At 43.9% G+C, this 25,437-nt stretch carries 27 protein-coding genes; 7 read left to right on the forward strand and 20 right to left on the reverse strand.

What is annotated here, in order from left to right; all coding sequences use genetic code 11:
• Together K360_RS0107220 and radA are read right to left on the reverse strand one after the other, a co-directional pair.
• Positions 1-1,368 (reverse strand): NfeD family protein, encoded by a 1,368-nt coding sequence (locus K360_RS0107220; RefSeq protein WP_024822494.1) that lies wholly within the window; start codon positions 1,366-1,368, stop codon positions 1-3.
• Positions 1,365-2,708, reverse strand: a complete 1,344-nt coding sequence (radA, locus tag K360_RS0107225; protein ID WP_024822495.1) for a DNA repair protein RadA — start codon at positions 2,706-2,708, stop codon at positions 1,365-1,367. Before radA ends, K360_RS0107220 begins: the two co-directional genes overlap by 4 nt.
• Before the next feature lie 144 nt (positions 2,709-2,852).
• Between radA and hisD the strand changes: the two genes are divergently transcribed.
• Genes hisD through hisIE form a run of 7 tightly spaced genes read left to right on the forward strand, consistent with a single transcriptional unit; the run spans position 2,853 to position 8,672 of the window.
• The gene (hisD, locus tag K360_RS0107230) at positions 2,853-4,109 is read left to right on the forward strand and encodes a histidinol dehydrogenase (RefSeq protein WP_024822496.1); all 1,257 of its coding nucleotides are present in this window, start codon (positions 2,853-2,855) and stop codon (positions 4,107-4,109) included.
• Positions 4,106-5,317: an ATP phosphoribosyltransferase regulatory subunit gene (locus K360_RS0107235; RefSeq protein WP_024822497.1), complete on the forward strand. Its 1,212-nt coding sequence runs from the start codon at positions 4,106-4,108 to the stop codon at positions 5,315-5,317. The genes hisD and K360_RS0107235 overlap by 4 nt, the downstream gene beginning before the upstream one ends.
• Positions 5,305-5,955 (forward strand): ATP phosphoribosyltransferase, encoded by a 651-nt coding sequence (hisG, locus tag K360_RS0107240; RefSeq protein WP_024822498.1) that lies wholly within the window; start codon positions 5,305-5,307, stop codon positions 5,953-5,955. Before K360_RS0107235 ends, hisG begins: the two co-directional genes overlap by 13 nt.
• Complete coding sequence (locus K360_RS0107245) at positions 5,945-6,514, forward strand: imidazoleglycerol-phosphate dehydratase (RefSeq protein ID WP_024822499.1); 570 nt, start codon at positions 5,945-5,947, stop codon at positions 6,512-6,514. The genes hisG and K360_RS0107245 overlap by 11 nt, the downstream gene beginning before the upstream one ends.
• A 42-nt stretch (positions 6,515-6,556) precedes the next feature.
• Entirely contained in the window at positions 6,557-7,279 is a 723-nt protein-coding gene (locus K360_RS0107250; protein ID WP_024822500.1) for a 1-(5-phosphoribosyl)-5-[(5-phosphoribosylamino)methylideneamino]imidazole-4-carboxamide isomerase, read from the forward strand.
• The gene (hisF, locus tag K360_RS0107255) at positions 7,270-8,034 is read left to right on the forward strand and encodes an imidazole glycerol phosphate synthase subunit HisF (RefSeq protein ID WP_024822501.1); all 765 of its coding nucleotides are present in this window, start codon (positions 7,270-7,272) and stop codon (positions 8,032-8,034) included. The genes K360_RS0107250 and hisF overlap by 10 nt, the downstream gene beginning before the upstream one ends.
• A gap of 2 nt (positions 8,035-8,036) precedes the next feature.
• Positions 8,037-8,672: a bifunctional phosphoribosyl-AMP cyclohydrolase/phosphoribosyl-ATP diphosphatase HisIE gene (hisIE, locus tag K360_RS0107260; protein ID WP_024822502.1), complete on the forward strand. Its 636-nt coding sequence runs from the start codon at positions 8,037-8,039 to the stop codon at positions 8,670-8,672.
• On the opposite strand, the gene K360_RS0107265 is transcribed toward hisIE, so the two are convergent.
• The 18 genes from K360_RS0107265 to fliW form a co-directional block, all read right to left on the reverse strand.
• Positions 8,669-9,460 carry a PHP domain-containing protein gene (locus K360_RS0107265; protein ID WP_051461143.1) on the reverse strand — a complete coding sequence of 264 codons (792 nt, stop codon included), beginning with the start codon at positions 9,458-9,460 and terminating at the stop codon, positions 8,669-8,671. The two genes, hisIE and K360_RS0107265, sit on opposite strands and share 4 nt — an antisense overlap.
• The gene (locus tag K360_RS0107270; protein ID WP_024822504.1) at positions 9,432-9,773 is read right to left on the reverse strand and encodes a serine kinase; all 342 of its coding nucleotides are present in this window, start codon (positions 9,771-9,773) and stop codon (positions 9,432-9,434) included. The genes K360_RS0107265 and K360_RS0107270 overlap by 29 nt, the downstream gene beginning before the upstream one ends.
• Before the next feature lie 13 nt (positions 9,774-9,786).
• Positions 9,787-11,085: a [Fe-Fe] hydrogenase large subunit C-terminal domain-containing protein gene (locus K360_RS0107275; protein WP_024822505.1), complete on the reverse strand. Its 1,299-nt coding sequence runs from the start codon at positions 11,083-11,085 to the stop codon at positions 9,787-9,789.
• An 18-nt stretch (positions 11,086-11,103) separates the two neighbouring features.
• Entirely contained in the window at positions 11,104-11,535 is a 432-nt protein-coding gene (locus tag K360_RS0107280; protein WP_024822506.1) for an ATP-binding protein, read from the reverse strand.
• Positions 11,536-11,541: 6 nt separating this feature from the next.
• Positions 11,542-11,907 (reverse strand): DRTGG domain-containing protein, encoded by a 366-nt coding sequence (locus K360_RS0107285; protein ID WP_024822507.1) that lies wholly within the window; start codon positions 11,905-11,907, stop codon positions 11,542-11,544.
• Between the two features lie 24 nt (positions 11,908-11,931).
• Complete coding sequence (locus K360_RS10710) at positions 11,932-13,131, reverse strand: hypothetical protein (RefSeq protein ID WP_024822508.1); 1,200 nt, start codon at positions 13,129-13,131, stop codon at positions 11,932-11,934.
• Between the two features lie 9 nt (positions 13,132-13,140).
• The gene (locus K360_RS0107295) at positions 13,141-13,638 is read right to left on the reverse strand and encodes an adenosine-specific kinase (protein WP_024822509.1); all 498 of its coding nucleotides are present in this window, start codon (positions 13,636-13,638) and stop codon (positions 13,141-13,143) included.
• A gap of 53 nt (positions 13,639-13,691) precedes the next feature.
• On the reverse strand, positions 13,692-14,522 hold the full coding sequence (locus tag K360_RS0107300; RefSeq protein ID WP_024822510.1) for an HAD-IIB family hydrolase: 831 nt from the start codon (positions 14,520-14,522) through the stop codon (positions 13,692-13,694).
• Positions 14,523-14,612: 90 nt separating this feature from the next.
• Entirely contained in the window at positions 14,613-15,056 is a 444-nt protein-coding gene (locus K360_RS0107305; RefSeq protein ID WP_024822511.1) for an OmpH/Skp family outer membrane protein, read from the reverse strand.
• A gap of 122 nt (positions 15,057-15,178) precedes the next feature.
• Positions 15,179-15,862: an acylneuraminate cytidylyltransferase family protein gene (locus tag K360_RS0107310; protein WP_024822512.1), complete on the reverse strand. Its 684-nt coding sequence runs from the start codon at positions 15,860-15,862 to the stop codon at positions 15,179-15,181.
• Positions 15,859-17,025 carry a UDP-N-acetylglucosamine 2-epimerase gene (gene neuC, locus K360_RS0107315; protein ID WP_024822513.1) on the reverse strand — a complete coding sequence of 389 codons (1,167 nt, stop codon included), beginning with the start codon at positions 17,023-17,025 and terminating at the stop codon, positions 15,859-15,861. The genes K360_RS0107310 and neuC overlap by 4 nt, the downstream gene beginning before the upstream one ends.
• Entirely contained in the window at positions 17,025-18,065 is a 1,041-nt protein-coding gene (locus K360_RS0107320; protein ID WP_024822514.1) for an N-acetylneuraminate synthase family protein, read from the reverse strand. Before K360_RS0107320 ends, neuC begins: the two co-directional genes overlap by 1 nt.
• A 27-nt stretch (positions 18,066-18,092) precedes the next feature.
• Positions 18,093-19,109, reverse strand: a complete 1,017-nt coding sequence (locus tag K360_RS0107325; protein ID WP_024822515.1) for a class I SAM-dependent methyltransferase — start codon at positions 19,107-19,109, stop codon at positions 18,093-18,095.
• Positions 19,110-19,231: 122 nt separating this feature from the next.
• The gene (locus K360_RS11050; RefSeq protein WP_024822516.1) at positions 19,232-19,588 is read right to left on the reverse strand and encodes a flagellar protein FlaG; all 357 of its coding nucleotides are present in this window, start codon (positions 19,586-19,588) and stop codon (positions 19,232-19,234) included.
• Between the two features lie 79 nt (positions 19,589-19,667).
• Complete coding sequence (locus tag K360_RS0107335; protein WP_024822517.1) at positions 19,668-22,025, reverse strand: flagellin N-terminal helical domain-containing protein; 2,358 nt, start codon at positions 22,023-22,025, stop codon at positions 19,668-19,670.
• Between the two features lie 123 nt (positions 22,026-22,148).
• Positions 22,149-24,680: a motility associated factor glycosyltransferase family protein gene (locus K360_RS0107340; protein WP_024822518.1), complete on the reverse strand. Its 2,532-nt coding sequence runs from the start codon at positions 24,678-24,680 to the stop codon at positions 22,149-22,151.
• Positions 24,674-24,934: a carbon storage regulator CsrA gene (gene csrA, locus K360_RS11495; protein WP_024822519.1), complete on the reverse strand. Its 261-nt coding sequence runs from the start codon at positions 24,932-24,934 to the stop codon at positions 24,674-24,676. The genes K360_RS0107340 and csrA overlap by 7 nt, the downstream gene beginning before the upstream one ends.
• Positions 24,934-25,407, reverse strand: a complete 474-nt coding sequence (gene fliW / locus K360_RS0107350; protein WP_024822520.1) for a flagellar assembly protein FliW — start codon at positions 25,405-25,407, stop codon at positions 24,934-24,936. Before fliW ends, csrA begins: the two co-directional genes overlap by 1 nt.
• Between the last annotated feature and the right edge of the window lie 30 nt (positions 25,408-25,437).

A 25,437-nucleotide genomic window follows, 5' to 3' on the forward strand; every position in this document is an offset into this window, starting at 1 on the left:
TTAACTCCCCTCTCTTTCGTTCAGAACAGATTCTTCCCGTTCTACAGCCACGACAAGAACCAAGCCCTCTACTTCAACAACCCGAACTGGCGTACCTGGCAAAAGTCTTTCCCCAGATTCGCTTCGCGCCTTCCAAAGCTCCCCATGGCACTTAACCAATCCATCCGGTTCCAATGCTTCAAGAACTTCCGCCCTATACCCAACAAGTCCTTCCTGGCCAGAATAGGGCTGTCTCCTCATAGATTTCCAAATATATACTACGGCAACACAGAATAAAAAAGAGATGGCTACTGTCATTCCCACAATAACGCTTCGCGATACATTCAATAGCTCACCCCCTGGAGCACGGAAAAGAATTAGCCCTCCCGTCACGAGAGCTGCCATTCCGAACAAACTCAAAATACCGATCCCACCTACGAGAAGGTCAAGAATAATCACTATAACTCCCGCTAGTAGCAGAATAAGCCCTGCCCAATTAAAGGGAAGCATTCGAAGGCCATAAGCCCCCATAAGAGCCATTACAGCTCCAGATGTTCCCAACACAAATCCTCCCGGAGTCAAAACTTCCATAACAATAGCAAAAATACCTGCCGTTAAAAGGATATACGCCACATTAGGGTCAGAAAGGAACTGAAGCATTTTTTCCCGAGGAGTCATGTCTATTTTTACTATAGTAGCTCCTGAGACCGATAGCAAACGCTCTCTCCCCTGAACAACCACAGGACGTCCATCAATAAAGCGTAATAACTCTTCCTCGTCACTCGCAATGACATCTATTATATTGCTCTTCAAAGCCTCTTGAGCCGTAAAGGAGAGACTTTCCGTCACCATTTTCTCAGCAATAGAGGAATTTCGCTTCCGCATTTGAGCTAAAGATCTCATATGAGCGGCTAAATCATTTGTCACTTTTCGCTTCATCTCTTCATCGGGAACATCCTTGCCAGAAGCCACTACTGGATGAGCCGCCCCCACATTAGTCCCTGGCGCCATAGCTGCTATATGGGCAGCTTCTAAAAGGAACGCCCCTGCCGAAGCAGCTCGTGCCCCTTTAGGAGAAACCCATATCACTACAGGAAGAGGAGCATCAAGAAGAGAAGCTGTCATAGCTCTCATTGATGAGACAAGTCCACCTGGCGTATCAAGAGTAAAAACAACCGCTTCGGCCTGACTTTGCAGTGATTCTTCCATAATACGACCCATATATGATTCCATGGAAATTCCTACTGTTCCTTCCAGTGGAGCTATAACAACAATACTGCCAGAGACAGTTGAAGCATTTAAAACAGTGGTCATAAAAACGAACAAAAACAAGGCCCGCAGCCACGTTCCAACTCCCTTTGCCAACTGCCACTGCTTCCAGAGTCTCACGGCATAACCTCCTTCAGAACATCTCGCAAAGTTCTCACCGCACAAATATCCATTTCGTGAGGATATTCTCCCTTCTGCTGTGCGCTTACTATCGCTCTTTTAAATCCAAGTCGCGCAGCCTCTCGCAACCTTGTTCCAATGCGACCTACGGGACGAATTTCACCTGCCAATCCAACCTCACCCAGAAAACAACAATCCGCTGGCAATGATCTGTCACAAACAGAGGATGCCAATGCTACTGCTACTGCTAGATCAGCTCCGGGATCCTTTATAACCAAACCACCAGTTACATTCATATATATATCAAAAGAACTGCTGGGAATACCACCTCGTCTTTCGAGCACAGCTACAAGAAGATGAACCTTATTAATATCTATGCCCCTCGCCGTTCGTCTTGGGTATGGGAAACTCGTAGCGTTCGCCAATCCCTGAATTTCCGCCACAAAAGGAACTGATCCTTCCATAACCACCGTCATCGCTACTCCAGGCACAGAAACATCTGCCTTATTCCAATACAACCCGCTGGGGTCATCTACAGCCACGAGGCCTTGCTCCGTCATTTCAAAAATTCCAAGCTCATCGGTATTCCCGTATCTATTCTTTGTTCCTCGAAGCATACGATACGCCGACACATCATCACCAGAAAAAAGGAGAACTACATCTACCATATGCTCCAATAACATAGGACCGGCAATACGCCCTTCTTTCGTAATATGCCCTACCATCACAAAAGGAACATGTACTCCTTTAGCGCAATCTATGCACCGTTGCGCCACAGTTCGGACCTGAGAGGGTGTGCCCGGCCAGCCAGACTCTTCTGGATCTTTCATGGCCTGTACACTATCAAGTACTATTAATTGATGGTCTTCTATGTGGGAAAGAGCCGTTTCCACATCACTATCACAAAAAAGATCCACATTTTTATTCACAGCATGAAGACGTTTGGCTCTAAGAGCCACTTGAGAAGCAGATTCCTCCCCTGAGATATAAAGCACGCGTTTCCCCTGGTCAGCCATAGCTCCGCACACCTGCAAAAGCAAAGTAGATTTACCTATTCCCGGCTGTCCGCCAAGAAGCGCCACCCCTCCTGGCACCCATCCTCCTCCTAGAACACGATCAAGCTCTAAAATTCCTGAAGGAATACGGGCTGGCGGTTGCACGTCAATAATATTCATTGCCGCTGCAGGTGACGTACGAGAACTCCCCTTCCCTAGCCCCTCCATCTCCTCTTTAACGTACGTTCCCCACATGCCACAAGCAGAACACCGTCCTACCCATGTAAGACTTACATTCCCGCAATTGGAACATACATATCGTGCTCCACCATCTTTTTTCGCCATTTCATCGTCCCTCTCATAGAAGTGACTAAATTGTATCCTTATTTTTTTTACATGTCGATACTTTACAGATATAGAAGATCATGATAACATGCCATTCAAATTAATTATCACATTATCATTTTATCACGATAAAGGATGGCATACATGCGCTATATAAAACAACCTCAAGTAGTTTCTTGCGATGGGAACAACACCTTTCAGCACGTTACACAAAATATTGTTATGCGGGTGCAAGAGGAAGGTTGGCCTGCTGTGAAAGAATATGCCCGCGATTTCGATAATTATAAAGGGTCTTTTTACGTCTCCCAAGAAGAAACGAACCAGGCCCTATCCTCTCTTCCCTCCTCTATTCGCAGCGCCCTGGAACGAGCTATCACAAATGTGAGGATTTTTCATAAACGACAAAAAGAAATGTTCCAACCCATATTGTGCCCAATCGAAAAAGGGGTCACGGCAAGCTTACGTTTTTTGCCAGTCCGACGGGCCGCCATATATACCCCAGCTGGACGATACCCTCTCCCGAGCACTGCTATTATGGGTATTGTTCCCGCTCAGGAAGCAGGGGTCCAGGAAGTGGTCTTGTTTTCCCCACCTACAAAAGAGGGAAAACTGGCTCCAGTAATTGCGGCTACTGCCGCCTTGCTGGGCATAAAAGAAGTATGGGCTCTTGGTGGAGCTCATGGTGTTGCTGCTATGGCTACAGGAGCAGGCCCTATCAAAAAAGTCGACATGATCGTTGGCCCTGGAAATGCCTATGTTACTGAAGCTAAGCGAATTCTATCTGGCATTGTAGGAATAGATGGACTGGCTGGCCCAAGTGAGGTTCTTATTATTGCTGATAATACAGCGCACCCTCTCTGGCTAGCTGCCGATATTGCCGCTCAGTCTGAACACGATCCTATGGCCACTAGCACTCTTCTCTGTACCGATGAAGATATCGCAATACAAACACTTAAAAAATTGAATAAATTATTAGAAACCCTTCCTACGGCAAATATTGCAAAACAGGCTTGGGAAACAAATGGAACCATCGCTGTATGCTCTTTAAAAGAAGCTATTATCGAATGTAATAAACTCGCCCCCGAACATCTTCAGCTTTGTGTAGATACTCCAGAGAATGTTTTAGGGGCATGCACATCCTATGGTGCTGCTTTTCTAGGAAACTGGACACCTGTTCCCTTTGGAGACTATATTGCCGGGACAAATCATACTCTCCCAACCAGCAACAGGGCCCGTTATGCAGGAGGGCTCTGGACCGGTACCTTCTTACGCCCCATGACCTCACTACATATTGATAGGAACGGGGCAGAACTTTTAGCGGAAGACGGCATGAACCTGGCCCATATTGAGGGACTCGCCGCCCATAGTCTGTCTATGGCTTTACGGAGGAACCGTCCATGAATCGTCTACCACGAGGCTGTATCAATGTAGGGGGCTCTGTAGCTATTTCTATGGATCGCTGCAGAAAAGTTTTTATGGACCTCTTTGCTCCTTTTGGGTATGAACCTTTCTGGCCATCAGTTCTACAACTTCTGGAATCGGCTTGGCCACATCTTCCGCTCCCTTTTCGTCGTCGACTTATTGCTCTCAACACACCCTACGGGGAACCATGCTGCCTAAAAGCCGATTTAACTTTAGCGGCAGTCGCTTATTTCGCTTCTCACTATGCCCCCGGACAGCAACCTTTACGCCTTTGTTATGCTGATCGTATTTTTAAGAGACCCGAAAGGCATGAGAACCGTATAGAAAGCTTCCAGATAGGCGCCGAGCTTTTGGGGTGGGAGGGAGAGGGCGCCGACATAGAGATACTCTGGCTCTTATTGCAATGGCTCGACGGGATAGGACTTGATCAGAGTGTTCTTGTTATTGGCGATGTAACCTTTCTTCAGTACGCTCTGACCAACGTAAAGGCTACGGTGGCAGAGCGCCTTTCAACATACCTTCAGGAGGGGAATCTCGTAGCGTATGAAAAGGCTCTCTCTACATATGACATTCCAGAATATAGCTATAACATTCTGAAACATCTTCCCCATCTGAAAGGGGGGGAAGGCATTCTAAATAGAGGAGACAGTCTCATCGGTTCGTCGCAACATTTGGCTCCTCTACGGAAAATATTTCACACTCTTGATGATCTTGGATATGCCGAGAGAATTACATTAGATCTGAGTCTAATTCGAGAGCTTCATTATTATAGCGGTCCAGTCTTTCATATCTATGCCTGCCCATCTGGTCCTCTGATAGGTGGAGGCGGTCGCTATGATGGGCTCCTTGCAGAATATGGGCTAGGGGGCCAAGCAATTGGCTTCGCCGTTGACCTGGAAGAAATAGCCACTCTATCTCATCATTTCTCAACGCCCCGTTCCGCCATGATATGGAGCGCACTTCTTCCGCCAGAGTCTGCATTAAAGCGTGCTTCAGCCATATTCAAACGTGGCATAAGAGGAGAAATAAGCTGGAATAATAATGAGAAGCAATCTTATGATTCAGCTAAAGAAAGAGGCTATGAATGGTGGATCAATCTGGCAACAGAAGAGGTAACGAACCTGAAAACACACAAAAAAACGCCCCTTACACTATGGAAGAGGGGGGAGATACCATGCTCACAATAGCTTTACCAACAGGCCGCGTCATGAGAAATGCTATAGATTTTTGTGAAGAGATGGGGCTCCCAGTAGCAAAATTGAGAGAAACTGGACGTCAATTAGTTGTTCAAGAAGGGGATTTCCGTTACATACTGTCTAAACCTTCAGATGTTCCTCTTTATGTAAGCCACGGGGTTGCTGATATTGCTCTTGCGGGAAGCGATGTACTCAGAGAATGTACTGTGGATTACGTAGAACTAGCAGACACAGGGCGTGGACAGTGTCGGATCGTTATAGCCGGACCTCAAAAATTAAGAGTTCTCTTTTCTGGACACCCATCAGAGCTAATGTGGCTCAAAGTTGCTACAAAATATCCCCATATAGCTGACTCTTACTTTTCAGAAATGGGCGTCCAGGTAGAAATAATTCACCTTCACGGATCCATAGAACTTGCGCCAACTCTCGGCATGAGCGACTGTATTCTCGACATTGTTCAGACAGGAGACACGCTTATAGCCAATAAACTAGTAGTACTTAAGGAAATAGCGCCCGTCTCTCTTCGGCTTATAGCAAGCCGGCAAAGTGTCTCTTTAAAGTGGCAACAAACAATGGCTCTTCTTAAGACCATAACAACACCGAAAGGAGAAACGTCATATGAGCACTGAACTAGAGCGGCAAAGCAGAGAAACATCCGTTTCTCTATGTATATCTATCCCAGGAGATACGTGGACTCTAGATATACCCTGCGGCTTCCTTCGTCATATGATCCATCTTTTTCTCTTTCATAGCAACATTGGGGCTATTATCAAAGCCACTGGAGACCTCAAAGTAGATGCCCACCATCTTACGGAGGATATAGGAATTCTTCTCGGCAGGGCTTTTCTGAAAGAGCTGGAAGGACAAACTATACATCGTTACGGCTGGTGCGCTATGCCTATGGATGGCTCCCTTGCTCTTGTAGCAGTAGACATTAGTGGGCGGGGACAATTCTTTTGGGATGGAACTTTCCCTACAGCCACATGTGGAGATTTTGATCTTGAGTTAGTTCCTGAATTTTGGAAGGCATTTTGCAGGGAAAGCCGCATGACAATCCATGGACGTTTGTTGGCTGTAGATAATAGTCATCATGGCACGGAGGCTCTTTTTAAAGGTATAGGGCGGGCAATGAAAGACGCCGTAACATCTACAGACAGTCTTCAATCCACAAAAGGAATACTATTATGATCGACACTCAAATATATTTTATAGAAATTGGAGAGGTTTTTCATGATTATTTATCCCGCTATTGATCTTTACAAAAACAAGGTTGTTCGACTTCGACAGGGAGATTTTAGCCAACCGGTGTATTATCCTCTCTCACCTCTGACTGCTGCCAAATCTTTTGTAGAAGCTGGAGCATCGTGGGTTCATATTATAGATCTAGAAGGAGCCCAAGAGGGGCATCCTGCCCATTTACACATAATAAAGCCTATGCGGGAACTAGGACTTTCTGTTCAATACGGAGGCGGGCTTCGAACTATCAAAGACGTAAAAGAAGCTTTTCAGGCCGGTGCTAGTCGCCTCTATGTCGGAAGCCTCATTTGTCAATACAAAGACATAGCAGAGCAGCTCTACAAAAGTTGGGGAGACCTCATTATTCCAGCTATAGACATTAAAAGAGGGAAAGTGACAGTCAAAGGATGGACAACAACTCTTCAGTATTCTCCCGCCCATCTCCTGGACTATATGTATTACATTGGCTACACCACCATGCTCGTAACAGCTGTTCAAAAAGACGGTACGGCAGAGGGTCCAGACAAAAATCTCTACATCAAGCTTAAGCAAAAATTTCCAGGCCTCTATTTTATTGCTGCAGGGGGTATCGCTTCTCTAGTAGATATAGCAGAACTCAAAGCCATGGGATTAGAAGGAGCTGTAGTAGGACGAGCTCTTTATGATGGAATCATACATCTAAAGGATATTTTAAATGAGGTGGCTCTATGTCAATAAAACGCATTATTCCGTGTCTCGATGTAAAAAACGGACACGTCGTAAAAGGAATCAACTTTGTAAACCTAAGAGATGCTGGAAATCCTGCTGAAATGGCCCAACACTATGAGAAAGAACAAGCTGATGAATTGGTTTTCCTCGATATATCCGCCACACAGGAGGGTCGCAGTACTCAAAAAGAATGGGTGAAAGATGTGTCCAACAACCTATCCATTCCTTTCACAGTAGGAGGTGGGATAGGCTCTCCTCTTATTGCCCAAGAACTCATATCTCTTGGAGCCACTAAAATTTCTCTCAATACTGCTGCCGTACAAAATCCAGAGCTTATTTGTCTTTGCGTTGATCTTCTAGGAGAGGACAAGGTCGTACTTGCGGTAGATGTTAAAGAGACCCAAAAAGGATTTTGGGAGGTCTTCATAAATGGAGGGCAAACCCCTACGGGACTTAATGCTTTTCAGTGGATGAAACAGGGAGTAGAAATGGGGTGTTGCGAAATACTACTTACGTCTATGGATCGTGACGGAACCATGAAAGGATACGATATTCCTCTCCTCTCTTCAGCAGCACAAAATCTTCCTGTCCCCATCATAGCTTCAGGTGGAGCCGGAACAAAAGAACACATACTCGAAGGACTCCAGATCGGATGTGATGGTGCTCTTGCAGCCTCCATCTTTCACTTTGGGGCTGTGCGTATTCCGGAATTAAAAAAATGGCTACAGGCTCATGATGCCTCAGTTCGCCTGAAAGAGGATTAAAAATGGATTTTTCAAAAGTATGTTTTGACGATCAAGGGCTTATACCCGTAATAGTGCAAAATAGTTCCAGCAAAGAAGTTCTTATGCTGGCTTATGCCAATCGCCAGGCATTGGAAGAAACGGAAAAGACTGGAGAAATGTATTTCTGGAGCCGCTCCAGACAAAAACTATGGCATAAAGGAGAAACAAGCGGCAATACGATGAGAGTGGCAGGTCTTAGTCTCGATTGCGATGGCGATACGATTCTAGCGGAAGTGGAACCAGCCGGTCCTGCATGTCATACAGGGGCACGAACTTGTTTTTTCCGATCCTTACTTGAAAATACAATATGCTCTGCTCCTCATAAATACACAGCCCATTTTTTGGAGAAGCTTTGGTTTTATTTAACTGAACGCCAACATCACGACCCTTCCAAAAGCTATACAGCTCAACTCATTCAATCTGGGAAGAAAAGAACCGCCCAAAAAGTAGGAGAAGAAGGGGTGGAAACAGCGTTGGCTATTGCCGCTGGAGATACGGAAGAGGTCATCTATGAAGCTGCAGATTTAATCTACCACCTCATGGTAGGATTGCTTTCTGCCCATGTTTCTTTTTGGGACGTAATAGAGGAACTAAAAAGACGCCATAAAACTGCTTAATTAGGCCATGGGGAAAGAACACATCGCCCTTTTTTTTTGCCGAGGGCCAACACAATTTCATCAAAAGACGCCTCTGCTAAAAGGAGTACGGAACCATTCTCTGCTATGAGGCTCTTCAGCCAGTGAGAATCGGAGGATCGTAAAAAAGTCCTTCCCGGATACTGAGCCTGAAGTGCCTCTACTTCATTAGGGAAACATCGCCAGGAGATTTCAAGAGCATCGACAGGAAAGGATGATGGGATTGGTCCCAAAACAGCAGGATAGGAAAAAGAAGGCCGATCAATATGAGCCAAAATAACAAGGCCACCCTGTCTTTTCGCTTCAAGAGCTACCTCATCTACAGAATATCCAACCCCTTGGACTAAGAGTATCTCCTCTTCGTAAAGAATATCGTTCTTCTCAGAAATAACCAATTGATCTCCAAATATCTCGGGGCGATTGTGGATAAAAGGCATACGCTTCCAAAGCCAATTCTGAAAGATTTCCGCCGTTTTATAATCTCTAAAGAGGGTAACGATATGAATATCTTCTATTGTCTGGACCTCTATACCTGGAATAACCACAGGATTACTTTGTGCTGCCCTAAGCACAGCAGGCACATTCAAAGCAGAATTATGATCTGTTACAGCTATAATCTCTATCCCCTCTCTCCTGGCCTTCAGCACGATGTCTGGAGCACCCATTTCCAGCTCGCCACATGGAGAGAGAACTGTGTGGATATGGAGATCCACATGGAAAGGTTTAAGTGGCATGGAGATCTTATACAGATGCCCGCAATCCCATTTCATATAAATGCCCGCATATTTCAAAAACAGGCAAGGGAGAACATGCCAGAGTCAATTGTTCCTCGCGGCACCTCTCTATTAAATCTTCTGCTGGGCGACGTCCTGCGCCTACGATAATTAAGGGGATATCTTTTAAAACAGCAACTGCCGCTATATTCAAATGAGTCTGGACAGTGATCCATACCCATCTTTCTTTTGCTGTGGCCATGACAAAACTCAATAAATCGCCAGCAATAGCCCCCTCTACATTTATATCCTCTCTACCTTTTGCTACAACTTCAAGACTAAGTTTCTCTACTACAGTCTGAGTATTCAAAATCACCCCTCCTTTACGAGCCAAAAGCATGAGGCACTCTCCCTGACAAATTAGAAATCTCTTTACTCAAGTCAAGAATTCGTTCACGAAGCTTAAAAATGCAATCCGTCATTTCACCCTTCCCTCGCACTATATCTTCAGCCATGGCTCGACAGGATGGACGACCACATGAGCCACAATCAATATGGGGCAATTCTGCATAAATAGCATTCATATCTTTGAGCTTTGCCATCGCCTCACTTAAGTCGCTAGAAAGAGGAAGCCTCTGTTTAGGTTCAATTGTCTGTTCCAACTGCCAAATCCCTTTTTCATACCAACTGATGATCCGAGCCATTTCTTCCTCAGAAATGCTCCAATCCATCTTCATGTCGTCTATACGCAATCGTGAAAGGAACCGGGACTCATGAGTACCTACCCCTCCAATACACCCTAAATCACATGCCCGACACTCCACGTAATCCACCCCTCCCAGGCGCCCTAGCTCAAGCTCAGTTAAAAGATCCATGGTGTTTCGTAACCCCGATACTGCCACAGTGCGTAAGGGGCGATGGGAAAAAGATGCCACGTGGTAAGACTCTCCACCGGTTATAGACCACTTCAACCACCGATCATTTGTTTTATGAAGAACCTCTCCAGAAACTTTGGGGCTTCCAGCAAGAATGTCGTGGACAACCCGTCGAACCGACACAGTATAAGCGATAGTACTCAACTCTCGTCCTACAGGGTTTCGAACAAGAGTCATTTTCGCAGGGCAAGGCGCAATGAGGGTAATATCATCTTTTCGTTCCGTAGCATCTCGCCATAAAGCAACACTTGACTCCAAAGGGGATTCTACAGGCACCAAACGACCGGTAAGTTCGGGGAAATTGATCTGGATCAACCGTATAACTGCAGGACAGTAGGTAGAAATCAAAGGGAGACGCTCTACTTTTTCAGATTCTATAGAGCGGGCAATGGCATATGCCGCTACATCAAATGCCAAAGCTTCATACTCTAAAATATCCTCCATTCCATCAGATTCCAAAGCCTCTTTAACAAGGGAAGGAGACTCATATGAACCAATTTGCACATAGAAGCAAGGATCTGCAATAAGAACAAGCTTTTTCTGGGATCTGAGAAGTTCCCACTCGTCTTCATTGAGAATTATGGCTTTTTCTCGACACTTACGAATACACTCACCACAATCGATACAGAGATCTGAAATTATATGGACACAGCCGGTAAATACCCGCATCGCTTCAGTGGGACACGTTTTAATGCAATTCGCACAACCTCGGCACCGTACCTCCTGAACCCTGACTCCGCCAGCCATGAGAATACCCCCTTCTCTCTAGCCCTTGTGAAAAAAAATAGTGGCGCTTAAAACAGTTCCCTTCCCTATCACAGAGTCAATCTTCATCTTATCTGAATGCCGTTTAATGTTAGGAAGCCCCATCCCCGCGCCAAAGCCCAACTCTCGCACCTCATCTGAAGCAGTGGAATATCCTTCCTGCATAGCCAGATCTATGTCGATAATGCCTGGCCCCGTATCGATCGCCCATATTTCAAGACGATCTGTATACACAGCTAATCGAATAGTCCCCCCACCTGCATGAAGGACAAGGTTCATTTCTGCTTCATAAGCAACAACAGAGGCGCGGCGGATAATATCTGAGGCAATACCCAACATTTTCATCGTAGCTTTGAACTGGGTAGAAGCTTCGCCTATAGCCATAAAATCCCGTCCTGCCACAGTATATTCTTCTATGTACGGCTCCTGTATCAAAACCTACACCTCTCTGGCAGGAATATCGCAGGGCAGGACTCCCTCTCTATAGAGAATTCCACACGTCTCGAACATACTGTTATGGCATAAAATTACAGGCATTTCCAGCTGAGCAGCTAATTTCACCGCCCCTTCCTGCGGTCGTTTCCCACGTACAAATACTACCGCTGGAATATCAAGCATTTGTGCCGTACGAATAATCTGTACATTTGTGAGCCCTGTAAGAAGCAAGGATCCAGGTCGTGCAAAAGCTAAAACATCGCTCATAAGGTCAGCTCCATAAGCATATTCAATCTCTATTGTATCGAGCAAATTTTCACCATACAATATTTCGCCATGAATGTGCCTTACTACTTCACGAAGTTTCATCCCCCCAACCTCCCACCTCTCTGTTTAGTCTGCGTTTGCACCTCGAACTTTCAACACAGCTACTGTCTGAAACCTATTGTTTTCTACTTTCATAATCGCAACTTGCCGCTCTTCAGGACGGTGTGTTAAAGAGTTAAAACGCAAAGGTTCCTTCCCTAAAGTAATGCCTTCTACATCTGTCATCCCTTTAGCTATAACATCTGGAGAAGACATCCCAGCCCTCTGAAGGGCTGATAAAAGCCACATGCCACTTGTCCAGGCCCGCGCCGCTGCCACGCGATCTGGAATATGTTTTCTCGTAATCTGCCATATTTTCCTTTCGAGGACAGCCAAATATGGATCTTCCTCCAAGGGTCTTTTCTGGCTTACCGCTATCAAGCCAGTACACCTCAACAGCTCTCTATCAATAGGTTCTCCGCCATACCAGAGAGCAAAAGCCTCTCCTCTTTGATGACGCTGCCGATAGATATCTGTAACAGATAGAGTATCCAGCCAGAGGATAAAAGCTTTCGCCCCTCCCTGTGTAGCCTCCTGACATACCATCTGGTATCCATTATCGCCCGCCCCCCTCTTCCAAAAAGCCAAAGTTGAGCGCCCATGTTGGTCGGCAAGAGCTGCATACAAATCGGCACACAGAGATAAAACAGGGTCAAGGCCATCTACAAACTGTGCTACAGGCACCCCTTTGGGAAGAGTTTTCTCCCCATATTGAGCCAAAGCCCCTGCTCTGTGCGATAGAGGCAAATCGAGGGCAAAAGCGTAGGGGTACACTTTCCCCGTCGCATCACGTAGAGAAACCCCTTCTCCAAAAGCAGAAAGAAAAAGAGGCCCCATCACTCCCACTTGGGGGATAAGCTCTTTATCTACATGATCACCAGAAAAACTTAAAAGAGCCACACGATTGCTCCACTCGCCTAACCGTTCAGTTGTTTTCCCCACTTCCAGAGGAGACTCTTTCACAAACAAAACATCGTATCCGGCAAGACCCCGGGCACTTTCATTCGTCTCTTTTTCTAGTATGGAGAGGGCAAGAGAGATGGACTGTCCCTCATCGCTCTCCCATCCCCCTGCTGGAGGCAGAACAGAAACGATCCAAATCCACCCTTCCTTTAAGCCTGTCTGCTGGTCTTGAGACAAGACTGCCCCGCAGCTCGGCCCAATTAATAAACAAACAATTACACCCGCAACAAAAGCAACAAATGAGATCTTTCGTAAAACCTTCACGATTTCTACTTACCGTTTATACCCAATAATATCCCGCAACAGCTTTTTTCGCGCCATTACGTCTTCTTCTTTTTCAACACCTTTAGGAATAAATCCGTCTATAACCCCCACAACACCTCGCCCTTGCTCGGACTCACAGATAACAGCCTGAATGGGGTTCGCTGTCGCTGCAAAAATGCGGCAGACTTCCTGGCAGTTTTTAATGCGGTCAAGAATATTAATGGGATATCCGTTGCGAAGCACTATGATAAAAGTATGCCCTGAACTCAGCTTTTTAGCGTTATTGACAGCTATTGTTATAAGATCTTCGGCATTACCATCGCAGCGAATAAGGCAATCACCTGATGCCTCACAAAAAGCAATTCCGAACTGAAGTGAAGGGGACGAAGTGATAAGGGCTTCATATAGATCCTCTACGGTTTTTATAAAATGGCTCTGCCCAAGAATAATATTACAATCTTCAGGATACTCCATCTGCTCAAGAACCCAACGACGAATCTCTGGCATTTATAGCTCCTCCTTGCTTCTCATAGTAGTAAAAGTTAAATATCTATATATTTTTATAATACTACACGTTTGCTTCCTCTGCCATCGGACCAACGGCCTGAAAGGAGGTAATCGACCAGATGTACAAATCCCTGTTTTTTTACAGAAGGCATAATGATATGGGCACGTTCAAGAATTTGAGGAACGGCATCCTCTGGCGCTACACGAATATGAGCCTCATCAAAAAGAGCAAGGTCATTACAATGATCTCCAGCCGCTACAACAACTTCTGGAGCAATAGGCAATCGCTCTAGATACCAAGAAAGAGCTGCTCCTTTAGATACCCCTATAGGCACTACATCAAGGAAGTCGTCGCCTGAACGCATTACATCGACAACGTCTCCAAGAACTGCCCCAATATGCTCTTCAAAACGCAATATTTCTCTGGGGTCTCCATAAAATATAATACGAAAAACTCGCTCTGTTACATGAGGTGTTTGCAGAGTATCGTCTACTAAAACATTGGCTCGAGTGAGGAATCTTCGAGTCTCTTCGTCTGTTTTACGGCATATTGCAGATTCATCGGTAAATATTTGCATCTCAAGAGGGACCTGCCAACCGATGTGAAGAACTTCTTCCACAACGTCAGTGGGGAGGGTTGCCTCCCACAAAACTTTTCCCGAAAGGGGTTCCATAAGCCGGGCTCCATCATAAACTACTGCCGGGAGCCAAGCACCAATGGATTTAATATGGTCAATAGCTGTGGCTAAAATACGCCCTGTCGCCACCATGATCTCCCATCCGTGATTTCGCAAGCGATCACAGGCTGCAATAACATGAGGATGCACAATTTCTCCATGGGAAAGGGTTCCGTCAATATCGGTTACAAGAATCTTCCTCTTCATATATTTCCTCCGTTTCTCTATACAAAAAGAGGGTTGCGCCAAAACGGGCACAACCCTGAACGGTCTTCATCTGTTTCTCTAATCTATGCGTTACTTCGTAGCAGCACTCTTTTTCAGTTCTTGAACAACATCATCAGTGATGTCAATGCCACCGAAATATACGGCGCTTTTTTCGATCACCACGGTGATGCCCTTCATTTTAGCTACAGTTCTTACAGCCATCTGTGCTTCCTTGAAAAGAGGCTCCATCAGGCGTTGCTCTTCCATAGCCAGTTCATGCCGCTTCGTTTGATAGATTTCCATCTTTTTGTTCTGATCAGACTCTTTTTCAACAGCAGCTTTCATTTCGTTTTCTTTGGTCTGGCTAATGGTCTTCAACTGCTGGGTTACCCCTTCAAACTTAGGGTGCTGAAACACGATTTTCTGAGAATCAATAACCCCTATTTTTTCCTCAGCCATAGCTGCGCCAGCGAGCAGAAACATCGCTAAAAGAGCCAGAGAAACAATAAAAACCAACCTTCTTGACGCTATCATTCAAAGACCTCCCCCAAAACGGAAAAGTTACTCACTTTCAGGAATTGTAACGTTGAAACAATTATAAGTCTAGGTGGGAAATACTGATTCCATAAAAACATAACTATATCTCATGCCCAATTTTACAGTTTCTTTTTAAGAAGATACTCTGCATAAAGAAGATCCGATTCGCTATCTATATCCACACTCGATTCCTCGTCCATAAAATAGGGGTAAAAAGGGAAATTGATGAAACGCTGTTTTTTTAAAAAAACATCTGAATGGATATAATATATTGCTCCATTTATTCTCCATGTCTTAGGTAAATTTTGTCTTGGCATTTCAAAATACTCTTGCCCCATCAGCGGAGTTAGCTTTCCACCTTCCTCCACAAACATTTTATAAGGTGTATGATTAACCTCTGCAAGGCTCACAGCACAATTGAAATGTTCTTCTCTTGCAGATCTGATACACTCATCTATTTGTAAAGAATTTCTTAAAGGAGATGTCGGTTGAAGCAACACTATCTCTTCCTTCCCACAACTATGTATCCCCATAGCGTCAAGGGCATGAAGAACTACTGGAGCTGTAGGCGTGTCATCTCTAGCAAGATCCACTGGTCTGGATATTACTTGTATACCTAAAGAACGTCCATATTCAGCAATTTCTAGATCTTCTGTCGTTAACCAACAATAATCAATACATTTAGATTGCAATGCTGCCTGGATTGTCCATCCTAAAAGAGGTTGCCCGCCGAGAATACGCATATTTTTTCTTCGTATTCCCTTGCTCCCTCCTCTGGCTGGAATAATAGCAATACATCTCACAGATAACCATCCTCTTTTCTTAAAAATAAATCCTGAAACTGTTTTTGACGAGATCTCTCCCAAACATGTTTTCCAAGAAGGACAGACAAAAAACGCTCTGTGCTTTTTCCGTCGCCAAATTGGAAAGAGGATGCTATTTCGCTCTCTTTCATGTTAATAGCCTTATGTATTGCATCAATAATGGCTGTTCTCTGGGGAGGAGTATTTAGGACTGAAGGGAGACTGGTTCTACCGTTCTGACGAGAACCTATATTTATAGTTGGAATTCCATAAACTGGAGCTTCATGAATACCCGAGCTGGAATTTCCTATTATGAAATCAGCATTTTTAAGAAAAGTAAGAAAAAATTCAAAACGAAGAGATGGAAAAAAACGAAATCGTGAAGATTTTTGTAATGTTTTATATGCTTCCAATATAATATCGCAGCCAGGATCATTGTTAGGATATATAGCTATAAATTGCCTTCCACTTTCATCTATTCCCAAACAAATTTCTTCTATTTGTTCTCTCAAAGAAGAAAGCTCTGTTGTAACTGGGTGAAACATAAAAATCCCATATTTGTCAAAAGGAACGTCATAACGTTGTTTCGCCTCTTTTATAGAAGGCAAATTCTCAGAAAGCATTATATCGATATCAGGGGAACCTATAACATAAATAGAATTTTTAAGTTCCCCCATCTGCACTAACCTTTGCGCTGACTGATTATTAGCCACAAAGTGAAGATGGGCAAGTTTAGTTATGGAATGACGTATGGTTTCATCAATTGTTCCCGATATTTCTCCACCCTCTATATGAGCAACTAAAATATTATTCAATGAACCAACAATCGCCCCCGACAAGGCTTCCACTCTATCCCCATGTACAACAATCATATCCGGCGTCACTTCGTGAACATACCTAGATAAGCCAGCAACTGTATTAGACAAAACCAGATCCATAGGCTCTCCATATATCTGATTCATAAATACGTGAATATGTTCAGATAAGCCATCTTTTTCAAATTCGTTAACGGTATAGCCATATCTAGCCAACGTATGCATCCCCGTAACAAAAACCTTGCATTCAAGGGAAGACGTTTGCTTAACGCCACGAATCAAAGGTTTTAACTTGCCATAATCTGCCCTTGTTCCCGAAATAAAGAGAATCACTTTCTTTTGAACCACTACAATAGATCCTCCCATCGTATCTGATTCCCTGCAAAAATATTACTTTTCGCCTTACGCCCTAAAATGGAACAATATTCACTTGCCGGAATTTCTCCCGTCCCTGGTCGCTTAACCCATATATTCGTTTCTGTTAATATATCTCCCTGCTTTATATCTGTTTCTGCAACAACACAGGCATACGCAAAATCTATAGTTGGTTTTTCTTCCGGAAGAATATCCTTTGTCCCTCCTAGAGCCTTATAAATAGCTTTACTTCCGTATATAAGTTCCCCTAGCTCTTTAGGATCCATAGAGATAGGGATATCTGGCCCCGGCCATGCTTTATCAGAAGTAAAATGTCTCTCTAATATAGAAGCACCTAGAGCCACTGCTCCCAAACACGGATAAATTGTTTTGCAATGATCTGAAAGCCCTAGAACTGCATCAGGGAAAGCCGTTTTTAACTGGTGTAAAGCTCCTAGGCGAACCTTATCATAGGGTGTAGGGTACATACTTGTACAGTGTAAAAGAGCGAAAGGAACTTGATATTTTCGTAAAATATTTACAGACACCATTATTGATGCAATATCATTCATACCAGTACTTAATATAACAGGTTTTTTAAAGGAAGCGATGAGTTCTACCAAAGGATAATTGTTACATTCTCCCGACCCTATTTTATAAGCTTCAACACCCAAACGCTCCAAACGAAGAGCTGCTGCACGAGAAAAAGGAGTACTTAAAAAAATAAGCCCCTTGCTCTCTACATACTTTTTTAATTCTCTCTCTTCTCCCTCTGAAAGAGAGCATCTTTTCATTATGTTCCATATAGACTCTTCTGCATTAGAAGGGATTATATTTTGAGCGCTAGGAACCATTTCATCTTCTATAATATGAGACTGAAACTTTATACACTCACAACCGACAAGGGCCGCATCATCCACCATTTGGAAAGCTTTATTTAAACTCCCCTCATGGTTTATACCAACCTCAGCTATCACTAAAGGGCTATACCCCTCTCCAATGTAGCGTTTCCCTATTCTAAAGCAAGGCATCATTTATCACCCCAAAACACATAAATAAGGTTATTTTTTACATATAATAATCATCGTATCAGAAAAGCCTAGCTCATCAACTCTTTTTTGCAAAACAGGAGCCACACTCATTAAATCGTCTATAAAACTACTTTTTGTTATATTTTTACTTGCCGAAGCAGTCATAATAAAATCGGATATGTCTTGTCCAAAAGTCCATACATTTATTGGTTTTAATTTCGCTTTTTTAAGCATAATTTCCGCAGATTTTTCTGTAAATATATGGATATGATCAGGAGGGTATATATGCCTACATGCCATTTCATTAAAAATCAGGTTACTAAAGCTACTGATCGACGGATGTCTTGGAATCTCCATAACTATATACGAACCTTCCATTATGTTAGCACTCACATTTTCTAACATAGAAACAGGATTCTCTAAATGTTCTAATATATTGAAAAGAGAAATAATGTTGCCATTCACTAAATAATTATGAGCATTTAAATCACTCACATAATCACATATAATATTGATTCCCTTACACCTAGCAAATTCAATTTCTTCTGTATCCGCATCTATACCTAAAACTTTATATCCTAAACCTTGAGCTGCGAATAAAATTTCCCCTGTTCCACAACCTATATCGATCCAAAGTCCTTTCTTTTTTACTTCGCTAGAAACCCATTCGACTTTAGGAGAGGCTATTTGTTCTACTCTTTTTTCAAAAAGCTCTTCGCTTAAGTAGACCGTATGTTGCAGACTTTTGTTCTGACCTCCTTGATAAAGTTGTTTCATTTCTTTCTTACCTATTATATCCCTTAAATAAATATGACCACAATTTAGACATTGTTCGTAATCGAAACCATAAATTGTTACAAATTTCACGTGATTAGACCGGCCACATATAGGGCATTTTTCTATACATCCTTTATGCCCGTAGTTTAAGGCTAGTTCTCGATGTTTTTCTGCACTTTTAATCTTCCAAGTCAAATCTCTGTTAAGATTTTGCATATTTATATCTTTGCTATATTTCCTATTGATTTCCTTAAACGCCCCATAGTTCAATTTATTGTCTCTCCCTATTAATCTCATTCAACCTAAACTAATTAAGGGATTTTGTTCCTGAGGTATAAGAACACCATTTACAGTAAATAATAAAAAGCCGGCTTTGAAGCCGGCTTGAGCATTTATGCTTTCACATCTAACATCATCCCAAGCAAATCTTGTACGTGTTTTACAAGATTCACGACTTCATCGGGTGGAATTTTCCGTACTACCTGATCTTTCACAGTGTCAATTACCTCAACCTGAAAAAGATCGGCTTCTTCCACATATTTGAACTTCAAATTACGATCAAAAATCCGAACTATTTCCTCCGCTTGGGAAAGCACATTCTTTAGTTCTTCCTTATTTTGCACAAGAGGAAGCTCTTTGCGAGATGAATTACTCGCACCCCGACTAACCCCAACCTGCTGAATAGGCAAAGGAGAGAGCGACATACCAACAGGACTGGAGGCGATCCCTTGTTTAAATGAAATATCCACTATAGTTCCTCCATTCCTCTTTTATAAAAAGAGGGGCTTTAAGCCCCTCTTACGACACGATATATCTCTCTTTTTTTACCTACCGAAGCAGCTGCATAACAGCGTTCGGCAACTGGTTAGCCTGAGCAAGCATGGAGTTACCAGCCTGCATAAGGATGTTGAGCTTCGTAAAGGTCATCATCTCTTTGGCCATATCAAGGTCACGAATACGGCTTTCAGCAGCGGTCAGGTTCGTACTGGCAGTAGTCAGGTTATTGATAGTATGCTCCAAACGATTCTGGTATGCACCAAGGTTCGCTCTCTGGCTGGACACACGATCTATAGCGCTATCGATAACCGTGATAGACCGAGTCGCAGCCTCCCTATCGGTTACAAGAACCTTATTGAGTCCAAGAGAACGAGCACTCATATCACCAATGTAGACTCCCATATCTTCCTTCTCGTTGGCACCGATCTGGAATACCGTTGTGTTATCCGCAAGGTGAACAGTAGTATCATAGGCCTGAGCAGTAGCAGAAACAGTCCATTTCTTAGCCGCATCATCCCACTTCGCTTCAAGACCAGCCATTGCATCAATTTCAACGTCTATATTGGAATGTACAACTCCTACAAGCTGATTACCAGTTACCTCTACCTGATTCACGTTCGTACCAGTATGGGCATTAGTAACTCTTACATTGAATGTGTTTTCTGTAGCCTTCTGAACTTCATTCAGGCTCAGAGCTTTTACTACATCCTCATCGCCAATGAAGTTCAAGTTTCCAGCCTTTCCTGTAATAGCGCTGGAAATAACCAAGGTTCCTCGCACAGAATAGGGAGTATTGTCCGTATCCTTCTCTACAAAGTTAGCGAAATTCGCTTTATTATCGTCACGATTTGCTGCATCCAATACTTTTATTTGGTCTAAGCCAGAAGAAATGGCGTTGTTAAGCTTTAAGGCCAGATCTCCAAGGGTATCCTGACTATAGAGAGTAATACTGGCATCTTTACCGTCTCCCTGAATGAGCTTAATAGTTTGAGGATCGTCGATAAGGAAACGCCCAGAAGAAGCATCCCAGAACTTGTCGAGGTCTCGAAGGCTCACATCTGCGTAGGCTTCATCTCCAGCGTCAAGCTGTCGGAAAGTAGCTTCACCAGCTGCTAGTGTTCCCATGCCAAACTTGTAAGTAGAAAGTTGAGCCGTGCCATCCTCATCAAAAGCCCAGAACTTCAATTCTTTCTGCGTATCGTTTATTGCATCATCAGCAAAATAGAACTGCATGGTCTGTGCTTTACCATTATCCGGTGTCACTGTAAATTTAAGCCCATCCTCTGAAGCAGCAGCTGCCTGACGTCCCACATTAATTATAAACTGCTCTCCTACTTTGACATCAGTAATCATAGTGCTTGTGACATTCCCACCAGTCAAAGCTTTAAAGGCAAGCCCCGCAGCAGAAGTGGCAGCTAAAGCAGTTTCAGTATCTGCAGCAGCGAAATCAATAGTAATGTCTTTTTCCGCACTCTGCATTACCTTACCAGCAGTAGAACCCATAGTCTGCACTTTAATGTTAAATGTTACCTTATCTCCATTAATGGCTTTTACTTCCCACAAAACCGAGCCATTCACTGTATTTCCAGTGAACATTGTCTTTGCAGCAGTTGCAAGAAAGCTCGTAAAGCCAGAGGGGACATTATTTTGCGCACCAAAGCTATAGCTCAAGGTCACGTTAGTTGTGGTAGCCCCTGTTAAAGTTGCATTTATCTTCACAGAAGTAGCATTGGCGCTCGCATGGACAAGTCCTTCTCCAGAAAGAGTTTTAATACCAAGAGCTTCTTTGCCAGAAACATCAGCGATAACATCGTCATGCTTTACCTTGAAGATATCGCTCTTTTGCACTTGAGCCTGTCCTGCCTTGGCTTCAACAGAAAGCTTGTAGTTGCCTTCAGCTACGATCTTCTGACCATACTGGTCGATTGTGCGAAGTCCGCCACGTACAAAAACTTTGGTCTCAAGCTGATCTGTAGACCAGAGCACAGAAGCTGAACCATCAAGAAGCTTCTTTTTGTTGAACTGGGTTGTTCCGGAAATACGGTCAATTTCATCTCGAAGCTGATCCACTTCAAGCTGAATGTACTGACGATCCTGAGAGGTCAGAGTATCGTTTGCACCTTGTACGCTCAGTTCACGCATTCTCTGAAGAATAGAATGAGTTTCGTTCAAAGCTCCTTCAGCAGTCTGGATCATGGAAATGCCGTCTTGTGCGTTGTTCACTGCCTGATCCAATCCCTTATACTGAGCGCGCATTTTTTCACTGATGGCAAGTCCAGCCGCATCATCAGCAGCACTGTTAATACGAAGACCTGTGGAAAGTTTGTTAATGGATTTCTGAAGGGAACCATTTGTCTGGCTTACAGAATTGTAAGCGAAAAGTGCAGGAATATTATGATACACTCGCATTATTATTTCCTCCTCCTTGAGGGTTATTAAAATTCTTCCTTGAAAATTCCATTATTCCATTTGTAAAGCCATATTCTTCTTTAGATGTCGTTTCCACCTCCTCACGTTTTCTTTACCACACATTTATATATCGACAGCTTCTTCTGCCTTCTTAAGGGAGACACCCCAAAAAAATGATATTTTTTGCGCATATTTTTCCTGTCTCTCTTTTGATAGCCCCGATAAGAAGCGTTCTGCAGTCCAGGCTGCCCAATTTCCTCCAGCTGATTTCTTAAAAAACTGGTGGAATGGTTCATTTTCTGGCGCGTCTAAAATACAACAACAAGCCCTATTAAAGGTTTCTTGATCCCCTTCCCAGAAAGAGGCTTCGCCATCAAGAAGTGTGGCAAGAAGAGAGTTAAAAGCACTCTCCCCTCCCTTTTTCTGCTCTATATACACTGCAAAACTTCGCAAAAGGGCAGGAAGAAGAGCCATTAAAGACATAGCTCCGTCAATCTCTGCCTCTGTTACCTGATATGCGTTATGGCGCACCGCAAAAATAAGCCGGGCTATTTCAATATATCCATTAAGCTCTCCCTCTATAAGTTTCTTCCATGCCATACACCATTCACCTAAAAAACCGGGGAAGTGTGCCGAAACCCATTCGATGAATATATTGAGATCCTTATCTAGGCCAGCGAGATAGCTCGTTAAAAGAAGTCGCCCCACAATAAGAGGCTTATTACCGTCAAGACAAGATTCAATCCACGGTTCCCACCACTCGTCTTCGCCTTTTTTTATTTCACGCCATAAAGCGCGAGAAGAAAGGGCATCCCCTTCTTCTTCGCTGAGAGCTAACTCAACCCATAAGTAATGTGTTCTTTCAAGATACGCAGCCACTGCCGCTACGTCTTCGTAGACATGGGCCCAGAAAGAGGTAAAATCCTTATGTTTCCACGTATCTGGGAACGGCCTATTCCAAAATTCACCAGATTTGGAAAATACCATAATAGACTGCAAGCCGACAGACACCTTTTGTGCGTCATACCATAAAAGTTGCCACCGATGGAAAAGAGTTACAGATGTAGGGTGTAGATTTTTTAAAGACAAATTCAACCCTTGACGGTACATGCTCTGAATTTCTTCTAAAAGATCAGCGCACCGGTGCTGTAACATTTCAATTTCTTCAGCCACACATACGGCCCGGTCCCTATCTACACCACTTTCAAGAGTCTCTTCTTCACTTTTTTCATAAGATACGGCAAGATGCTTTTCTTTCCAATTCTCTATACGTTGTGCAAAAGAAAGGTGTATTGCCCCTTCAATCCAGGCTCCCCCTTCTGTACAGTTATAAACAGGAGTTTGCGTAGAAGCTATACAACGCTCAAAATAGACGAGAAACGAATACCAATGGTCATTGGTTTCTACTGTAGTACTTTTATCCCAGCTTTGAATAGCAGCGAACCCTTTCTGGCCATACTCATGATGCCCAAATGACGAAGCATGAGTCTGCCCATCTGGTCCATAAGCCAAATCTTGTCCTATAAAAACAATTTCACTGGGCTGTAAGGCTTCAGCAAGGTGAAAACACAAATGGCTGACACATAAACCGCTTCGTATATCTGGCATTTTCATGACCCCAGCCAGGTACGACCCCAACGCATCACAATTTGTAAGGGATACTGACCCTGGCCAAGTGGCCACAAGAGCTGGGTGAACTTTGGTTCCAGCTACAAATACGGCGTGAGAAGCCTCTTCCCTAAAGTCACGTATAATAGGCTTCATGCGTTCGTAGATAATTCGAGATGAATCGAGAGCCACAATAGCGTGGGGGATAACACCCGCCTCAAAAAGTCCTTGCGCTATAACGTCATTGGCTATAATCACCGCAAAATGTTGGGCTTCTTTAAGAAGGGGAATCTGTTTGTCCAAGGAGGGTCCTGCCGACACGATAATAGCCGGTTTGCTATGCCAGAGTTCCTTCAAACGCGTCAGGGGAACCATGCCTCGATGCCGTACAGTGCAGCCATTAACAATATTATGGGCCATCTCACGATAGGCCCGTTCAGCATCAATAAACTGTGATTGTATTTCTCCCCCTAAAGCTGTTTTAAACTCTCTGATAATTTCCCGAACCTCATCAATACGGTTGTTACTATTTTTCGTATTATGAACAAAAACACAAGGGGCCTGATTCAACAGACCACCATGCCTCTGGAATACCTGCCGCCACTGGTTCTCTCGGTCTATAGATGTTTTCCCAACCACCCATGAAATACCGGGGCTCGCCAAAAGTCCTTCCATTTCATGAATATGCATACACCAGTAAAGAAGGGCCGGGTCGGTTTCCACTATTACAGCCCGATTCATGCGCTCCTGAGTTATTGTATGGGCAAAACTGTACCCCAGGCCAAAACCTACATACAGGTTAATGTCTTCTTTTCGGCCTCCATCTATCTCAAGAAAAGATTTGCCTCGAAGTTCCAGGAAACGCGTTATGCCTTCAGTATCGCGGAGCTCTGCATATTGCTCATTTATGTTCAGAGAAAAAGTACTGTATTTTTCATCTTCTGAGTAGCCCAACAACAATTCCGCAGCCTGAGGATTGCTTTTTTCCAAGGCCCTTAGGTTTCGCTGCCAAAGTTCGAAATTAGGCGTAAGGGATCTCATTAGCATTTTTTGTTATCCTTGTTGCTCTCTCGCAATGTTTTACGAAGGAGCTCTTCTGTTTCTTTTCCTATACTCATGGGCGCTGCCGCCTTTATATTTTCCCGAGCCGTCTCAATCCAGATCTCTTTTCTCCAGACTCTCACGTTCCGAGGCGCTTCTATTCCAATACGCACAGTGTCGCCACGTACTTCGAGAATAGATATTTCTATGGCATCGCCAATCACAAGAGCTTCGCCAACTTTTCGGCTGAGAACGAGCATCAGGACTCGCCCCCTACAGCCTGTTTCCTCATTAAATCCCGAACGCTCTGAGGCAACACTGGCGTTCTCACCTCGTAGGCTTCATTACCCGAAATTACCTGTTTTGCCATGCGCTCTTCGTGGTTAACAACAATAGGTGCACGCAGGTTCGCAGTCATATCCCACGGAGCTGCTGGAGGGACAGTAACGACAACCATAACAGTCAATTTATGTGCATCTCCGCCAAGAGCCTCTAAATCCTCGCTGCTCAGGGCCGGATCATAATTTTTCTCTATAAGAAGGGGGGAAACAACAGGCAACGCTACATCTTCGTCTTTAACGCTCTGCAGCCATTTTATAGGATTCTCGTCCTCTCCTGCCACCACCCATTCGTAATGGTCTTCAAATCCCGGAAGGCCTTTGGGGAAATAAACCACCGCTTCCGATGTCACTTCTAAACGGCCGAAACGGGTCGTTTCAAGTACGCGGGTCATAATCTATACACCTCCGCACAAATCGTTTAT

The organism is Aminobacterium mobile DSM 12262, from assembly GCF_000526395.1.
GTDB classification, from domain to species: domain Bacteria; phylum Synergistota; class Synergistia; order Synergistales; family Aminobacteriaceae; genus Aminobacterium; species Aminobacterium mobile.

Excerpts from the sequence above, each read along its gene's own strand:
- K360_RS0107265 (WP_051461143.1), bottom strand. The coding sequence starts at position 9,460 with ATGAAATGGGATTGCGGGCATCTGTATAAGATCTCCATGCCACTTAAA.
- fliW (WP_024822520.1), bottom strand. The coding sequence starts at position 25,407 with ATGACCCGCGTACTTGAAACGACCCGTTTCGGCCGTTTAGAAGTGACA.
- K360_RS0107320 (WP_024822514.1), bottom strand. The coding sequence starts at position 18,065 with ATGATGCCTTGCTTTAGAATAGGGAAACGCTACATTGGAGAGGGGTAT.
- K360_RS0107340 (WP_024822518.1), bottom strand. The coding sequence starts at position 24,680 with ATGCTAATGAGATCCCTTACGCCTAATTTCGAACTTTGGCAGCGAAAC.
- K360_RS0107250 (WP_024822500.1), top strand. The coding sequence starts at position 6,557 with ATGATTATTTATCCCGCTATTGATCTTTACAAAAACAAGGTTGTTCGA.
- K360_RS0107295 (WP_024822509.1), bottom strand. The coding sequence starts at position 13,638 with ATGCCAGAGATTCGTCGTTGGGTTCTTGAGCAGATGGAGTATCCTGAA.
- K360_RS0107245 (WP_024822499.1), top strand. The coding sequence starts at position 5,945 with ATGAGCACTGAACTAGAGCGGCAAAGCAGAGAAACATCCGTTTCTCTA.
- hisG (WP_024822498.1), top strand. The coding sequence starts at position 5,305 with ATGCTCACAATAGCTTTACCAACAGGCCGCGTCATGAGAAATGCTATA.
- K360_RS0107305 (WP_024822511.1), bottom strand. The coding sequence starts at position 15,056 with ATGATAGCGTCAAGAAGGTTGGTTTTTATTGTTTCTCTGGCTCTTTTA.
- radA (WP_024822495.1), bottom strand. The coding sequence starts at position 2,708 with ATGGCGAAAAAAGATGGTGGAGCACGATATGTATGTTCCAATTGCGGG.
- K360_RS0107235 (WP_024822497.1), top strand. The coding sequence starts at position 4,106 with ATGAATCGTCTACCACGAGGCTGTATCAATGTAGGGGGCTCTGTAGCT.
- K360_RS0107335 (WP_024822517.1), bottom strand. The coding sequence starts at position 22,025 with ATGCGAGTGTATCATAATATTCCTGCACTTTTCGCTTACAATTCTGTA.
- csrA (WP_024822519.1), bottom strand. The coding sequence starts at position 24,934 with ATGCTCGTTCTCAGCCGAAAAGTTGGCGAAGCTCTTGTGATTGGCGAT.
- hisIE (WP_024822502.1), top strand. The coding sequence starts at position 8,037 with ATGGATTTTTCAAAAGTATGTTTTGACGATCAAGGGCTTATACCCGTA.
- K360_RS0107300 (WP_024822510.1), bottom strand. The coding sequence starts at position 14,522 with ATGAAGAGGAAGATTCTTGTAACCGATATTGACGGAACCCTTTCCCAT.
- K360_RS0107275 (WP_024822505.1), bottom strand. The coding sequence starts at position 11,085 with ATGGCTGGCGGAGTCAGGGTTCAGGAGGTACGGTGCCGAGGTTGTGCG.
- K360_RS0107285 (WP_024822507.1), bottom strand. The coding sequence starts at position 11,907 with ATGAAACTTCGTGAAGTAGTAAGGCACATTCATGGCGAAATATTGTAT.
- hisD (WP_024822496.1), top strand. The coding sequence starts at position 2,853 with ATGCGCTATATAAAACAACCTCAAGTAGTTTCTTGCGATGGGAACAAC.
- hisF (WP_024822501.1), top strand. The coding sequence starts at position 7,270 with ATGTCAATAAAACGCATTATTCCGTGTCTCGATGTAAAAAACGGACAC.